The sequence below is a fragment of the Ruegeria sp. YTSA064 genome (assembly GCF_059610325.1).
The window spans coordinates 263,792-276,739 of sequence record NZ_JBXWNK010000003.1 but is presented as its reverse complement, the minus strand read 5'-3'; the positions used below and the strand labels follow the sequence as shown (position 1 = coordinate 276,739).

At 59.8% G+C, this 12,948-nt stretch carries 20 protein-coding genes; 16 read left to right on the top strand and 4 right to left on the bottom strand.

Annotated features, from left to right (window positions below):
- Nucleotides 1-5 precede the first annotated feature (5 nt).
- On the bottom strand, nt 6-917 hold the full coding sequence (locus AC2FI7_RS06205) for a DMT family transporter (protein WP_010437606.1): 912 nt from the start codon (nt 915-917) through the stop codon (nt 6-8).
- Complete coding sequence (locus tag AC2FI7_RS06200; protein WP_480875362.1) at nt 914-1,792, bottom strand: LysR family transcriptional regulator; 879 nt, start codon at nt 1,790-1,792, stop codon at nt 914-916. Before AC2FI7_RS06200 ends, AC2FI7_RS06205 begins: the two co-directional genes overlap by 4 nt.
- Before the next feature lie 119 nt (nt 1,793-1,911).
- On the opposite strand from AC2FI7_RS06200, the gene AC2FI7_RS06195 reads away from it, so the two are divergent.
- Together AC2FI7_RS06195 and AC2FI7_RS06190 are read left to right on the top strand one after the other, a co-directional pair.
- Complete coding sequence (locus AC2FI7_RS06195) at nt 1,912-2,493, top strand: FMN-dependent NADH-azoreductase (RefSeq protein WP_010437604.1); 582 nt, start codon at nt 1,912-1,914, stop codon at nt 2,491-2,493.
- 64 nt (nt 2,494-2,557) lie between these two features.
- Nucleotides 2,558-3,298, top strand: coding sequence for an aspartate/glutamate racemase family protein (locus AC2FI7_RS06190; protein WP_010437602.1), 741 nt, complete (start codon nt 2,558-2,560; stop codon nt 3,296-3,298).
- Here AC2FI7_RS06190 and AC2FI7_RS06185 read toward each other — a convergent pair whose 3' ends face one another.
- Entirely contained in the window at nt 3,299-3,829 is a 531-nt protein-coding gene (locus AC2FI7_RS06185) for a prolyl-tRNA synthetase associated domain-containing protein (RefSeq protein ID WP_010437600.1), read from the bottom strand.
- A gap of 89 nt (nt 3,830-3,918) precedes the next feature.
- Between AC2FI7_RS06185 and AC2FI7_RS06180 the strand changes: the two genes are divergently transcribed.
- From AC2FI7_RS06180 to trmD, 12 genes are all read left to right on the top strand, one after another.
- A complete protein-coding gene (locus AC2FI7_RS06180; protein ID WP_010437597.1) occupies nt 3,919-4,437 on the top strand; it encodes a hypothetical protein in 519 nt (172 codons plus the stop codon).
- A gap of 160 nt (nt 4,438-4,597) precedes the next feature.
- A complete protein-coding gene (gene ffh / locus AC2FI7_RS06175) occupies nt 4,598-6,106 on the top strand; it encodes a signal recognition particle protein (protein ID WP_496816040.1) in 1,509 nt (502 codons plus the stop codon).
- Nucleotides 6,107-6,147: 41 nt separating this feature from the next.
- Entirely contained in the window at nt 6,148-6,660 is a 513-nt protein-coding gene (locus AC2FI7_RS06170) for a GNAT family N-acetyltransferase (RefSeq protein ID WP_496816038.1), read from the top strand.
- The gene (locus AC2FI7_RS06165) at nt 6,657-7,208 is read left to right on the top strand and encodes a GNAT family N-acetyltransferase (protein ID WP_496816036.1); all 552 of its coding nucleotides are present in this window, start codon (nt 6,657-6,659) and stop codon (nt 7,206-7,208) included. Before AC2FI7_RS06170 ends, AC2FI7_RS06165 begins: the two co-directional genes overlap by 4 nt.
- The gene (locus AC2FI7_RS06160) at nt 7,205-7,744 is read left to right on the top strand and encodes a GNAT family N-acetyltransferase (protein WP_496816034.1); all 540 of its coding nucleotides are present in this window, start codon (nt 7,205-7,207) and stop codon (nt 7,742-7,744) included. Before AC2FI7_RS06165 ends, AC2FI7_RS06160 begins: the two co-directional genes overlap by 4 nt.
- Nucleotides 7,741-8,037, top strand: a complete 297-nt coding sequence (locus AC2FI7_RS06155) for a chorismate mutase (RefSeq protein ID WP_170392662.1) — start codon at nt 7,741-7,743, stop codon at nt 8,035-8,037. Before AC2FI7_RS06160 ends, AC2FI7_RS06155 begins: the two co-directional genes overlap by 4 nt.
- 42 nt (nt 8,038-8,079) lie before the next feature.
- The gene (gene rpsP, locus AC2FI7_RS06150; protein ID WP_010437590.1) at nt 8,080-8,469 is read left to right on the top strand and encodes a 30S ribosomal protein S16; all 390 of its coding nucleotides are present in this window, start codon (nt 8,080-8,082) and stop codon (nt 8,467-8,469) included.
- Between the two features lie 12 nt (nt 8,470-8,481).
- Complete coding sequence (bluB, locus tag AC2FI7_RS06145; RefSeq protein WP_496816031.1) at nt 8,482-9,117, top strand: 5,6-dimethylbenzimidazole synthase; 636 nt, start codon at nt 8,482-8,484, stop codon at nt 9,115-9,117.
- Nucleotides 9,118-9,119: 2 nt separating this feature from the next.
- Complete coding sequence (locus AC2FI7_RS06140; RefSeq protein ID WP_010437588.1) at nt 9,120-9,266, top strand: hypothetical protein; 147 nt, start codon at nt 9,120-9,122, stop codon at nt 9,264-9,266.
- Nucleotides 9,259-9,762, top strand: coding sequence for a ribosome maturation factor RimM (gene rimM / locus AC2FI7_RS06135; RefSeq protein WP_010437587.1), 504 nt, complete (start codon nt 9,259-9,261; stop codon nt 9,760-9,762). The genes AC2FI7_RS06140 and rimM overlap by 8 nt, the downstream gene beginning before the upstream one ends.
- Nucleotides 9,762-10,577: a hypothetical protein gene (locus AC2FI7_RS06130; RefSeq protein WP_010437585.1), complete on the top strand. Its 816-nt coding sequence runs from the start codon at nt 9,762-9,764 to the stop codon at nt 10,575-10,577. Before rimM ends, AC2FI7_RS06130 begins: the two co-directional genes overlap by 1 nt.
- Entirely contained in the window at nt 10,574-11,377 is an 804-nt protein-coding gene (trmD, locus tag AC2FI7_RS06125) for a tRNA (guanosine(37)-N1)-methyltransferase TrmD (protein WP_496816027.1), read from the top strand. Before AC2FI7_RS06130 ends, trmD begins: the two co-directional genes overlap by 4 nt.
- A 2-nt stretch (nt 11,378-11,379) precedes the next feature.
- Here the strand turns inward: trmD and AC2FI7_RS06120 are convergent, their stop codons facing one another.
- Nucleotides 11,380-12,180, bottom strand: coding sequence for a glycoside hydrolase family 25 protein (locus tag AC2FI7_RS06120; protein ID WP_010437581.1), 801 nt, complete (start codon nt 12,178-12,180; stop codon nt 11,380-11,382).
- 45 nt (nt 12,181-12,225) lie between these two features.
- On the opposite strand from AC2FI7_RS06120, the gene AC2FI7_RS06115 reads away from it, so the two are divergent.
- Both AC2FI7_RS06115 and rplS read left to right on the top strand, forming a co-directional pair.
- Nucleotides 12,226-12,399 (top strand): hypothetical protein, encoded by a 174-nt coding sequence (locus tag AC2FI7_RS06115; protein WP_010437579.1) that lies wholly within the window; start codon nt 12,226-12,228, stop codon nt 12,397-12,399.
- Nucleotides 12,400-12,561: 162 nt separating this feature from the next.
- Nucleotides 12,562-12,945, top strand: coding sequence for a 50S ribosomal protein L19 (gene rplS / locus AC2FI7_RS06110; protein ID WP_010437578.1), 384 nt, complete (start codon nt 12,562-12,564; stop codon nt 12,943-12,945).
- Nucleotides 12,946-12,948: the final 3 nt, after the last annotated feature.

Sequence of the window (12,948 nt, the reverse complement as noted above, 5' to 3'; positions counted from 1 at the left end):
AAGATTCAATCCAGTGTCAGAACAGGTTTGGAAGAAGTGTCTTCTCCTTTCAGCAGCATCAGCAACGCAATGGCTGTCAAAGCCGCCCCAACCAATACCAAGGCCGTTGGTGCAGGACGCCCGAGCCCGATCTCCCACAAGATGACCCAGCTGGGAATCAGATACGTATAAGCCATGACCTTGGCTGCAGGCAGACACAGCGCCGCAAACTGAACAAGTACAAAGCTGGCCGCCGTCGCGAATAGCGAAATGTAGAGCAGCGTTACCCAGACAATCCTGGGTAGGTTCGCCCAATCGGTCGCGCGGATATCGGACCAGCCCCACAGCGTCAGGATAAGGCACCCGGCCACCAGTGTTCCGAAGGTAAACACTACCGCAGGCTCTCCCCGGTTCAGGCGACGCACCATCGGGGTATAGACGGCGTGGGCAGCGCATCCCCAGAAATAGATGATCTCTCCGCCTCCGATTTCGAAGGTTTGAAAGGCCTGCCAATCAGCCCGGAAGATTACCCAAAGCGCGCCGACCGCGCCAACGGTCAGGGCCAGCGCCATGCGCGCGGTAGTGATCTGACGCAGCAGCACCCAGCCAGCCAGAGCCGAAATGACCGGCGTCAAGGTAAATACCGCAGCCGCACTGACGGGTGGCGCGGTTTTGAGGCCGTAGAACATCAAGACGAAATACGACCCAAACAACCCGCCCAGTACCAGATAGCGCCAGGGCGCTTGGGCAGCGCTGCGCGATATGCCTGTTGTGGCAAGGGCGGCGATGCCGATCACCACTGCCGCAATGGCAAAGCGCGCTGCAGTGATCGCCGACGGTGCGATCTCGTTTGCCACCATTGAGCCAAGCGAGAAGCTGCCCGCCACTAAGGCCGAGAATGTCAGCATGGCCAGATGGCCGTGTGCTTGTGGTGTCACGGCAGCCAGCCTTTGGATTGATCTTTCAGGAATGACAGAAACGCCTGCACCTTGGTCGTCCGGTGCAGATCCACATGGGTCACCAGCCACAGCTTGCCGGACCACTCGGGTAGAGGCTCCATAACCTCAACCAGATCGGGATCGCGCGCGGCCTCCCAACGGGCCATAAAGCCGATGCCAGCCCCGGCCAGAACCGCCTCGCGCATGCAGAAATTGTTGGTGCAGCGGAAGGTGATTGCCGGTTCCGGTGCATTGGCACGCAGCCAGCGGGAAAACGGCGCGCGGCTGTTTTCGTCATCATTGCCGACGAAGTGGTGATTGGCGAAATCCTCGACGCTCGAAGGTTTACCGTGGCGTGCGATATAGCCTTTGCTCGCGAACAGCCCGACTTCTTGCGCAATGAAAGGCTGCACCACATTGTCCGGCTGATCCGGCGCGGCCCCTGCGCGAATAGCCACATGCGCTTCGCCATATTCCAGTCGAAACAGGCGGTCGCCGGTCAGATAGCGCACAATCAGACCCGGATGGGTTTGCTGAAATTCGCTCAAGGTCGGCACGATCAAAGGCGCAAGCGAGGCCAGCGAGGTCACCACCAGTTCGCCCGAGACATCATCTCCGCGCCCCTTCATGCGGCCAACCAACTGGTTGAACTGATCTTCGGTCGCCTGCGCTACACGCAACAGATCCTTACCTGCTTCGGTCGGGGTATAGCCGCGCGCATGACGCTGAAACAATTTGACGCCCAGCCGTGCCTCGATCGCGTCGATATGGCGGATCACGGTGGCGTGGTGTACGCCCAATACATCCGCCGCGCCGCTGACCGTTCCCATGCGCGCCACCTGATAGGCGGTTCTTACTTCATCCCAATTGTCCATTGCATCTGTTCCACTGTGCAAATTCTAACAATGCTTGTTGATATATCCGAGTTTTGTTCACATTCGCAACAGCCATATTGGGGCGGCAAAAGCTAATTCCACAGTTTAGGACCTCCGAAATGACCCAAACCATCCTGCACATCGACGCCTCAGCCCGCCGCACCGGTTCAGCCACCCGCGATCTGTCCGAACGCGTGGTTCGCCACCTGAACGCCGGGCGTATTATCCGCCGCGATCTCGCCTCTCCCCTGCCCCTTATCACCGAAGACTGGATCGCTGCCAATTTCACCCCCGCCGATCAGCGCGACGTTGTCCAGCAGGACGTTCTGTCCTTGTCGGACGAGCTGGTGTCGGAACTGCAAAAGGCGGATACCATCGTCATCGGCCTGCCGATCTACAACTTCTCGGTCCCGGCAGCCTTCAAAGCCTGGATTGATCTGGTCGCCCGCGCGGGTCTGACATTCGCCTATTCCGAGGAAGGTCCGAAAGGCCTGCTGGATGGCAAACGCGCCATCCTCGCCGTAGCCTCGGGTGGTACCGCTGTCGGGTCCGAGATTGACTTTGCCACCACCTATGCGCGCCATGTTCTGGGCTTCATCGGCATCCATGATGTGGAGGTCATCGCCGCTGATCGCATGGCACTGGACCCCGAAACAACCCTGTCCAATGCGCAGAAAGCTGTCACTGAACTGGCGGCCTGATTGACCTGACCCCCTTGAACCGTCCAGTCTGCGCCAAGGCAAATCGGCAGACTGGGCGTTTCACATGAAGAAGATTGGAATATTGGGCGGTGTTGGCTGGGCCTCAACTGTCGACTACTACCGGGCGATCGCTGAAGGCGCGGGTCGGTATTTTGCTGAACGCGGCCACGGATCGCCGCTGCCCATCCCACCCATGACCATCGAATCCGTCACCCAAGCCAAAACCCGCGCCTTGCGCGGCGTGGCCGGTGACGAAGACAGCTGGGCCGCTTTCGACGCAGTGTTCCGCGAAGCGCTGCTGACTTTGGAACACGCAGGCTGCGATTTCGGCATCATCGCCTCCAATACGCCACACGCGCGGCTTCACGCGATCCGCGAAGGCGTCTCCATGCCTATTCTCAGCATTTTTGACGCAACCGCCGACGCGACCACCTCGACCGGCGCCACCAATGCTTTGGTCCTTGGAACCGCAGTCACCATGCAGGCCACAAACTATGCCGACCGGTTGGCCGCCGAGGGTATCACGGCAAACACACGCCTGCCCGAGCCCGAGATCGCCGAGATGCAGGCGATGATCGACAGTGATTTCTACGGCGGCGCATCCGACACCGCACATGCGCGCCTGCTGGCCTTCTGCAACAAACACGCCGCACCCGGAACGGCGATCTTGCTGGCCTGTACCGAGTTGCCCCTGGCCTTCCCCGATCATCTGGACGATCCGGTGTTCGAGGCGGATGGTCACCTGTTCATCAACCCCTCTGCCGCCCATGTCGCTGCCGCATTGAACGAAGCGCTTGAAGGGTGATCACGGCAGCCAGGTCACCTCGCACCCGATCTTATCAAAGAACGCCATCAGGTCTTCACGCACCAAAACAACGGTTCGGTCGTTGACCAAAGGGTGCATGTTGATGACATCGGCCTGTTGTGCGGCTTCGTCCATGAAGAATTTAACGTTGTTCTCAACCCCGTTTATCATCGCCAGCGGGCTGACCGCGCCGGGGCGAATGCCCAGATTCTGAAACAACCGATCCGCCGAGCCGAAGGACAGGTTACCAATCCCCAACTCCGCGCCCAGCGCCTTAAGGTCGATCTCGCGGCTTTGTTCCAGCGTCACCAGATAGTTCCGCTTTTTCTTGTCGCGCAGATACAGGTTCTTAAGCCGCAGCGTGTTTTCGCCCGGCACCATGAACTGGCCTTCGACCCCTTTGGCATCTTCAACAGTGCGCAGCGGGATATGAGTGTGCAACCGATAGGACAGCCCCCATTCATCCAGCTGCGCCAAAAGCGCATCCGAGCTGAGCGGTAATGTATCCTGAAATGCGGATGATGCGTCCATGGAAACCTCCTCGTATGACGCGCTCATCGCTCAACCGACAGGTAAATTCAAGCCACGACAGGCACGGTATTCGGTGCTAGCGTGCCGCCATGAAAGTCACTCGCAACACTCCGAACCAGTTGATCCTGTCCAATACCCCATGGTTCATCGGCATCACGCTGGTTCTCTTCATTCTGGCCTTTGTCGGCGCGGGCGTCTTCATGGCCAGTGAAGGCGGCGAGGGTATCTTCTTCGGCATTTTCTTCGCACTATTCGGTGGAGGCATGGGCTTTGGTGCATTTTGCGCCTTTGTCCGGCGCGTGCAGGTCATTCTGGACCGCGATAAGAACAGCATCACTATTCGCAGGCAGTCGGTCTTTGGGTACGAACAAGTGGAACACGTTCTTTCAAACCTTTCGCACGCGGAAACCGAAAGCACGACCTCACGTAGCGACAATGGCACATCGACCCTTTATCGCCCTGTCCTGATACTGGATGAAGGCATGAGCGCCGGACGCCATCCCATTGTTGAGGCCTATTCCAGCGGGCGCGGTGCGCATCGGTTGGTGGATGCGGTCAATGACTGGCTTCCGGCACACAAGGTTGACTCTGCCAGCCAATCGGCCTAAATCGCCGCCAACATCCGGAAGCGTTTGATCTTCCGGTCCCTTGAGTCGTTCAGGGATCGCCCCCCACCAGCGAGTTTCGCCCGTGGGGGCGTTTGTGCATTTAACCGACGCGTCCTATCTAGGGCACGCCACCAGATAACCGGCTAAGGAGGCCGAAGGCATGTTTGAAAATCTATCCGAACGCCTCTCTGGCGTCTTTGACCGGCTGACAAAACAAGGCGCTCTGTCCGAAGAAGACGTCAAAACCGCCCTGCGCGAAGTCCGCGTTGCCCTGCTTGAGGCTGACGTTTCGCTGCCGGTGGCCCGCGAATTTGTCAAGAAGGTACAGGAGCAAGCGACCGGTCAGGCAGTCACCAAGTCGATCACCCCCGGCCAGCAGGTCGTCAAGATCGTGCACGACGCTCTGGTCGACACTCTGCGTGGCGAAGAAGACCCCGGCGCGCTGAAGATCGACAACCCGCCTGCCCCGATACTGATGGTCGGCCTGCAGGGTTCGGGTAAGACGACCACGACCGGCAAGCTCGCCAAGCGCCTGAAAGAGAAAGAAGGCAAGAAGGTCCTGATGGCCTCGCTCGATGTCTATCGCCCGGCGGCGATGGACCAGCTGGCAGTGCTTGGGGCGCAGGTTGGTGTAGACACGCTGCCGATTGTGCCGGGCCAATCGCCGGTTGATATCGCCAAACGTGCCAAGCAGCAGGCGACGCTGGGTGGCTATGACGTCTACATGCTCGACACCGCGGGCCGTTTGCATATCGACGAAGTCCTGATGGACGAGGTCGAGCAGGTTCGCAACGCGGTCGACCCGCGCGAGACCCTGCTGGTGGTTGACGGTCTGACCGGTCAGGTCGCCGTTGAGGTAGCCGAGGAGTTCGACGCCAAGGTCGGCATCTCAGGCGTGGTCTTGACCCGGATGGACGGCGACGGGCGCGGCGGTGCGGCGCTGTCTATGCGCGCGGTCACCGGCAAGCCGATCCGTTTTGTCGGTCTGGGCGAGAAGATGGACGCGCTCGAAACCTTCGAGCCGGACCGGATCGCCGGTCGTATTCTGGGCATGGGCGACATCGTTGCTCTGGTCGAAAAAGCCCAGGAAACGATGGAGATGGAACAGACCGAGCGCATGATGAAGCGCATGGTCAAAGGTCAGTTCAATATGAACGACCTGAAAATGCAGCTGGAGCAGATGATCCAGATGGGCGGCATGCAGGGCATGATGGGCATGATGCCGGGCATGAACAAGATGGCCAAGCAGATGGATCAGGCCGGTCTGGACGACAAGATCCTACGTCAGCAGATCGCACTGATCCAGTCGATGACCAAACGCGAGCGCGCCAACCCTCAACTGCTGCAGGCCAGCCGCAAGAAACGGATCGCTGCGGGTTCGGGGATGGAGGTCAGCGACCTCAACAAGCTGCTCAAGATGCACCGGCAGATGTCGGACATGATGAAGAAAATGGGTAAGATGGGCAAAGGCAAGATGCTGAAACAGGCCATGAAAGGCATGTTCGGCAAAGGTGGCCCCTCGCCCGAGGAAATGGCTGCAGGTATGGACCCCAAGGCGCTGGAACAGGCCGCCAAAGCAATGGGCGGCAAAATGCCCGGCGGTCTGCCCGGACTGGGTGGCGGTATGGGTCTGCCCCCGGGGCTAAGTGGTTTTGGTAAGAAAAAGTGACGTCAGCACGCTGCACCCAGCCCCCGTCCGGAAAGGCGGCGATGGCAGCAGCGCAGTATCGCGCAGCCCTGCCGGTCATTCAGACCCGGCGGCTGGTTCTGCGCGCGCCTACTCTGGACGACCTGCCGGTATGGACGTCGATCTGCAAGGACAGCTTTGGCGATACCGAACAGGACGCCTGGACTGAGTTTTCCTACTACACATCGGGCTGGCTTTTGCATGGGCATGGCCTGTTCACGGCCTCGCTAAAGGACGACGATCAGGTCATTGGCTTCGTCATTCTGGGCCTCGAATGGGACGACCACGAGCCCGAGCTTGGCTATATGTTCGGAAGCAAGTTCCGCATGCAAGGTTACGCGACTGAAGCGTGCAGCGCTGTTCGCGATTTTGGCTTCGATCTGCTGGGGACCGGCCGGTTCGTAAGCTATGTTTCGCAGTCCAACACACGTTCGAACGCATTGGCGCAGCGTCTGGGTGCGACTCGCGACACTGTTGCCGAAAGAGCAATTGGTCCAACACAGCATGTCTGGCGGTACGGTGAGGTGCAGGCATGAAGTTCGCTCTGCCGATCCCGACGCTCGAAACCGAGCGCCTGATCATGCGCGCACCGTCCGAGGCTGACCTGGACGCGGATACGGCGTTCTTTGCCACCGACGCCGCGCGGTTCGTCGGCGGACCTTTGCGCCGGGATGAAGTGTGGCGGGTGTTCGCCTCGCTTTTGGGCCATTGGGCCGTGCGCGGCTATGGCTATTGGAGCGTCGATGAGAAAGACACCGGCGCCTATGTTGGACGGATCGGCTTGTGGTTCCCCGAAGGCTGGCCCGAGCCCGAGGTCGGCTGGACCCTGATGAACCATGCCACCGGCAAAGGATATGCGACCGAGGCCGCTTTGACTGCCCGATCCTATGCCTATGATGTTCTGGGGTGGGCGACCTCGATCTCTCTGATCGATCTGGACAATTCCGCCAGCAAGGCCGTGGCCAAGCGGATGGGTGCTCAGTTCGAATATCATTATGAGCACCCTAAATATGGTACTTCGGAAATCTGGCGGCACCCTTCGCCAGGTGATCTGGTGAATGGCGGCGTGGAGGCATACGCATGACCACATTTACCATCCCCACCGTCGCGACCGAACGACTGATCCTGCGCGCGCCGCACCTGGACGATCTGCCCGCGATGACCGAATTCTTCGCGACCGAGCGCAGTCATATGGTTGGTGGTCCCAAGGACGCGCTGGAAAGCTGGAGCTCTCTGTCGAACCGGTTGGGTCATTGGGCGCTGCGTGGTTATGGCCTATGGCATCTGACCGAAAAGGCCAGCCGCGCATTTGTCGGCTGGGCCGGCATGATCTACGTCCCCGGCTGGGCTGAACCCGAGCTGGGCTGGACGCTGATGGCAGAGGCAGAAGGCAAAGGTCTGGGCTTTGAGGCCGCAGCAGCTGCACGCGACTATGCCGCCCGGTATCAGGGCCTGAACGGCGTGATTTCCTACATCGCCCATGCCAATGACCGCTCACGCGCTTTGGCCGAACGCCTCGGCGCAACGCTGGAGATTGAAAGAGCCGAGCTACTGGGCAAGCACGCTCAGATCTGGCGCCATCCGCAGATTGATTTGACCACCGAGAGGACCGGCCAATGAACAACCCCGTGACACAGGCTGCTGCACTGTTGAAAGACCATCGCGAAAGCATCGACCGGCTGGATGCGATCCTTGTCTATACGCTTGGTGAGCGGTTCAAGCACACGCAGGCTGTGGGCAAGCTCAAGGCCGCACACGACCTTCCCCCGTCCGATCCTTCGCGCGAGGCTGCGCAGATCGCACGGTTAGAAGACCTGGCGAAAGAGGCCGATCTGGACCCCGATTTTGCCAAGGCTTTCCTGAATTTCATCATTCAGGAAGTCATCCGACACCACAAGAAACATCAGAACTAACCGGCACCTACGCCGGATACGCCATTCAAAGGAGATACCACCATGGCAATGAAAATTCGTCTCGCCCGCGGCGGCTCGAAAAAACGTCCCTTCTATCGCATTGTTGCGGCTGACAGCCGTATGCCGCGCGATGGCCGTTTCATCGAAAAACTGGGCACCTATAACCCGCTGCTGCCGAAAGACAGCGAAGAGCGCGTGAAAATGAACATGGAGCGCATCCAGTACTGGCTGGATCAGGGCGCACAGCCCACCGACCGGATCGCACGCATGCTGGAAGCTGCTGGCGCACGCGACAAGGCCGAGCGCAACAACCCCAACAAGGGTACTCCGGGCAAGAAAGCTCAGGAACGCGCAGAAGAAAAAGCGGCCAAAGCTGCTGAGGCGGCTGAAGCTGCTGCTGCACCGGCTGAAGAAGCTGCGGCAGAAGAATAAGCAGGCGGGCGCGTGCGGGATCAGGCTTTTACCGACGATTTTCGCACGCAGTTCGATCTGTTGATGCGGCTCCGGCGCGATGTGCGCCGGTTCCGCACTGACGCGATTGACGAGGCAGTGCTTGCGCGCTGCCTCGACGCGTTTCGACTGGCCCCTTCGGTGGGGCTGAGCGAACCCTGGCGCGTGATCCGCGTCGAAACTCAGGCGGCGCGTGACGCGGCGCTGAAGAATTTCCAAACCGCAAACGAACAGGCGCTGGCCGGGTATTCCGGCGAAAAGGCGCTGCTTTATAGCCAGTTGAAACTGTCCGGGATGAGAGAAGCCCCGGTGCAGCTGGCCGTGTTTTGCGACGATGCCACCGACAAAGGCCAAGGTCTGGGCGCGGGCACTATGCCCGAGATGCGGCGCTATTCTGTGGTCTCAGCCGTCACCCTGTTCTGGCTTGCCTTGCGGGCAGAGGGGTTGGGGCTGGGTTGGGTGTCAATTCTCGATCCCGACCAGATGGCGCGCGATCTGGATGTGTCTGAGGACTGGCGGTTGATCGGTTATTTTTGTGTAGGCCTGCCCGAAAGTTTTTCGGATACGCCTGAATTGGAGCAGGTCGGCTGGGAAGACCGCAATGACACTTTGCCCATCGGGGTACGCTAGACATGTTCGGATTGTTACGGCTTCCCATCCTGCTGGCGATCGCCTTTATTGTGGGCGTATTCTTCGAACGCTCGAACCAGCGCGAGGCGTGCGAGGTGATCGGGCAATGGCGGGACGGGCTATGTGTGACGGATGGTCAAAATGAGTGATCTGATCTGCGTGGGCAGCATTGCGGGCTCGTACGGTGTGCGCGGCGAGGTGCGGCTGAAAAGCTTCTGCGCCGTCCCCGAAGATATCGAGGGCTATTCGCCGCTGACCGACGAGACCGGCAAAGACCGCTATCCCGTGGTCCTGACCCGCGCGATCAAGAACGGTTTTGCCGCCCGGTTGGGTGGGGTTGAGACCAAGGAAGAAGCGGATGCGCTGAATGGCCTGCGCCTTTATGCGCGGCGCGATCAATTGCCCTCGCTACCGGATGATGAGTTTTACCACACCGATCTGATCGGGCTTGAGGTTTATGATACCGGCGGCACCCTGCTGGGCCGGGTGAAATCGGTTCAAAATCACGGCGCGGCGGATCTGTTGGAACTACACGGGCCGGGCTTAAAGGCCACCGTGCTGCTGCCGTTTACACTCGAATCCGTTCCGACCGTTGATCTCGACAAGGGCCGCATCATCGCCGATCCGCCTGAGGGCCTGCTGTAATGCGCCGCGTGTTGCTGCATCTGGGTCTGCACAAGACCGGGACAACGGCGGCACAGTCCTTTCTGTTCGAAAACCGGTCACTGATCTGGCCGCACCATGCGTTGGTCCTGCCCTATCGGACCCGCAAAACCGGCCTGTCCGAAGCAGCCACACGCTATTCCGTCTACGGCACCCCCGGCGCGATGAGCGATTTCAAGGATCAGATGCGGCACTTCCTGAATTCACTGGAATTCGGCCAGAAGCGCGGACTGGTTCTGAGCGAAGAGAATTTCTCTGGCCTGCGCCCCAGCCGCAATGTCGCGGTGGGATATGAAGCCGCGCCCGAGCTTGCCTCTTGTCTGGTTGGCCTGATCCGGGATCGGTTTGCGGGGGAAGAGGTGCATATCAACCTCTACTACTCGCTGCGACAACGCGGCAGTTGGCTACGCAGCCTGTGGGCGCATGATCTGCAACGCTCGCGCCTGATTCAGGATTTTGAAACCTTCCGCGCGCGGCTTGTACCCGTGCCCTCACCCCAGATCGCGGCAGAGGCGGTGCGGGATCGCCTGCCCTCGGTATCCGTCCGAACCGAATGGCTGGAAGACCTGCAGGGCCTGCGCTATGGACCCGGAAATACATTTGCCGAATTCCTTGACCTGCCCCCGGACAAGGCTGGCGAACTGGTTGGCCCGACGCGTTCGAACCCACGTCTACCTGAAGATATCTTGCAGCAAATGTTGGAGATAAACAGATCCGATCTGGACGACGCTGCGTTGATCGAACAAAAGGCTGCTCTGGTTCAACGCGTCCAAAATGACCTGATCGGCTCAAAATGACAGAGAAACCCGGAAAGTCCCATGGCCGTAAAGCCATCCGCCCGACGCTGAAGCCGCGCGAGTTGATGACGCCGACGCCCGATCTGCATGGGGTGTGGAAGGCCAAGATCATCACCCTTTTCCCTTCGGCCTTTCCCGGAGTGCTGGGCGAAAGCCTGACCGGCAAGGCTCTGCAGGAAGGGCTGTGGCAATTGGAAACCGTCGATCTGCGCCAGTTCGGGGTTGGCAAGCATCGCAATGTGGATGACACCCCTGCAGGTGGCGGTGCGGGCATGGTCCTGCGTGCCGATGTGCTGGGCGAGGCCATCGAGCACACGATGGCGGGCATCCGGGGCAACTGGCCACTGATCTACCTAAGCCCACGCGGGCGACGGATGGACCAGCAGATGATGCAGAGTCTGGCGCGCTGCGATGGCATGACCTTGCTTTGTGGTCGGTTCGAGGGCGTCGATGAGCGGGTGCTTGAGCATTACGGCGTGCAAGAAGTTTCCTTGGGCGATTTCGTCATGACCGGAGGTGAGATCGCGGCGCAAGCCCTGATCGACGCTACGGTGAGGCTGATCCCTGGCGTTTTGGGTAATCAGGCTTCGGCTAAGGAGGAAAGCTTCTCCTCCGGCCTGCTGGAGCATCCGCAATACACCCGCCCCGCAGACTGGAAAGGCCGTCCGATCCCGGACATTCTGATGTCGGGCCACCACGGTCGCATCGCGGACTGGCGTCATGAGATGTCGGAAGAGATCACCCGCGAACGACGGCCCGATCTTTGGGACGCATATCAGAAATCCAAGGACAACGACTAAGGCTAGCGGGTCGCTTTCCAGAGCGCCCAAGTCTCAGGCGTACCATTAAAGGTGTTGATGTCGACCTTGCCCTGAACCCCCGGCACCAGTCCTGTGCCGGTATATTGCCAGAAACGCCAGATCGCGCTTGGATAAACATTGCGAGGATGTCCGGCGACCGAACGCAGCCAGAACTCGGTCTTGGGCAGCCGGCCAATGTCGGTGTCGCGGTAAAAGTCGACCGTTGTATAGACAATCGGGCGGCGCCCATAATGGCGTTCCAGAATATCCAGGAATTTTTTTGCCTCGGCCCGGACGGTTCGCCCATCTGGGCGCAGGGTGCAGGTTTTGGAATGCGGCGTCCATTCCATGTCCAGCACATGCGGCAGATCGGCCCCTTTGGGCACGTTCTGGATGAACCAACGGGCCTGCTCATGAGCCGGGCGGCAGAAATAGTAATAGTGGTAAGCGCCCCAGGGCACCCCGGCACCCTGCGCACCGCGCCGGTGTTCGTCAAACATCGGGTCGGTGAAATCTCCGCCCTCGGTGGCTTTGATGAATGCGAAACTGACACCGGATTTCTGGGCGGTACGCCAGTCAATCGGTCCCTGCCAGCGCGATACATCAAGCCCGTGCACCGGGTAATGGCCGGGATGGCGGCCCTCCCATTCATGCGGGTCGGCGTCACCAAACGCGGGATAGATGATCGAAGGCGGGGTCGTGTCCGCAAAGGCCTGTGGTTCAACCGCCTGAGGCTGGGGGCCGCGGCGGCCACATGAGACGAGTGCAAGCGCTATGACGGCCAGCAGGAGTGCTTTGCGCATCTTTTGGTCCTGTATCAAATTTCTGCTCTGATAATTGAACCCAGAATGCCTGATCTGGCCGCCAAGGCAACGATGTATTTGACCGATGGCGAAAACACACCGGCGTCCGCAGCGAATCGTGTCAGTTTAGGCTTGATCCCTGCACACAAAGCCCTTAAAGCAGCGCAATCCGGTGCCGCGTTACGCGACTCCGGTGTTTTGGTTTGCATCCTGACGTGACGCCCGGCTTTCTTCGGCCCCGGCGCGACAGGGCGGACCGGACCAAAAGGAACATTCGATCTGACCTCTGGCGGGCTGTACGCAGGACCCGGTGAAGACCAAGAGCTCTCAGCCCGTGCCCAAACTTCGTGGACCAACCACGAGCAGATAGGAGTAACTGCGATGGACCTAATCGCACAGCTTGAGGCGGAACAGATTGCCGCCCTGGGGAAAGACATCCCCGATTTCAAAGCCGGTGACACCATCCGTGTCGGCTTTAAAGTGACCGAAGGGTCACGTACCCGTGTGCAGAACTACGAAGGCGTCTGCATCGCACGTAAAGGTGGCAACGGCATCGCCGGTTCGTTCACCGTTCGCAAAATCTCGTTTGGCGAAGGTGTGGAACGTGTGTTCCCGCTGCATTCGACCAACATCGACAGCATCACCGTTGTCCGCCGTGGCCGCGTCCGTCGCGCCAAACTGTACTACCTGCGCTCGCGCCGTGGTAAATCCGCGCGTATCGCAGAGGTCACCAACTACAAGCCCAAGGCTGGCGCCGAAGCGTAAGGA

Bases quoted from the DNA above. Each gene is read 5' to 3' on its own strand.
- AC2FI7_RS06200 (WP_480875362.1), bottom strand. From the start codon at position 1,792: ATGGACAATTGGGATGAAGTAAGAACCGCCTATCAGGTGGCGCGCATG.
- AC2FI7_RS06195 (WP_010437604.1), top strand. From the start codon at position 1,912: ATGACCCAAACCATCCTGCACATCGACGCCTCAGCCCGCCGCACCGGT.
- AC2FI7_RS06190 (WP_010437602.1), top strand. From the start codon at position 2,558: ATGAAGAAGATTGGAATATTGGGCGGTGTTGGCTGGGCCTCAACTGTC.
- AC2FI7_RS06185 (WP_010437600.1), bottom strand. From the start codon at position 3,829: ATGGACGCATCATCCGCATTTCAGGATACATTACCGCTCAGCTCGGAT.
- AC2FI7_RS06180 (WP_010437597.1), top strand. From the start codon at position 3,919: ATGAAAGTCACTCGCAACACTCCGAACCAGTTGATCCTGTCCAATACC.
- ffh (WP_496816040.1), top strand. From the start codon at position 4,598: ATGTTTGAAAATCTATCCGAACGCCTCTCTGGCGTCTTTGACCGGCTG.
- AC2FI7_RS06170 (WP_496816038.1), top strand. From the start codon at position 6,148: ATGGCAGCAGCGCAGTATCGCGCAGCCCTGCCGGTCATTCAGACCCGG.
- AC2FI7_RS06165 (WP_496816036.1), top strand. From the start codon at position 6,657: ATGAAGTTCGCTCTGCCGATCCCGACGCTCGAAACCGAGCGCCTGATC.
- AC2FI7_RS06160 (WP_496816034.1), top strand. From the start codon at position 7,205: ATGACCACATTTACCATCCCCACCGTCGCGACCGAACGACTGATCCTG.
- AC2FI7_RS06155 (WP_170392662.1), top strand. From the start codon at position 7,741: ATGAACAACCCCGTGACACAGGCTGCTGCACTGTTGAAAGACCATCGC.
- rpsP (WP_010437590.1), top strand. From the start codon at position 8,080: ATGGCAATGAAAATTCGTCTCGCCCGCGGCGGCTCGAAAAAACGTCCC.
- AC2FI7_RS06140 (WP_010437588.1), top strand. From the start codon at position 9,120: ATGTTCGGATTGTTACGGCTTCCCATCCTGCTGGCGATCGCCTTTATT.
- rimM (WP_010437587.1), top strand. From the start codon at position 9,259: ATGAGTGATCTGATCTGCGTGGGCAGCATTGCGGGCTCGTACGGTGTG.
- AC2FI7_RS06130 (WP_010437585.1), top strand. From the start codon at position 9,762: ATGCGCCGCGTGTTGCTGCATCTGGGTCTGCACAAGACCGGGACAACG.
- trmD (WP_496816027.1), top strand. From the start codon at position 10,574: ATGACAGAGAAACCCGGAAAGTCCCATGGCCGTAAAGCCATCCGCCCG.
- AC2FI7_RS06120 (WP_010437581.1), bottom strand. From the start codon at position 12,180: ATGCGCAAAGCACTCCTGCTGGCCGTCATAGCGCTTGCACTCGTCTCA.
- AC2FI7_RS06115 (WP_010437579.1), top strand. From the start codon at position 12,226: ATGCCTGATCTGGCCGCCAAGGCAACGATGTATTTGACCGATGGCGAA.
- rplS (WP_010437578.1), top strand. From the start codon at position 12,562: ATGGACCTAATCGCACAGCTTGAGGCGGAACAGATTGCCGCCCTGGGG.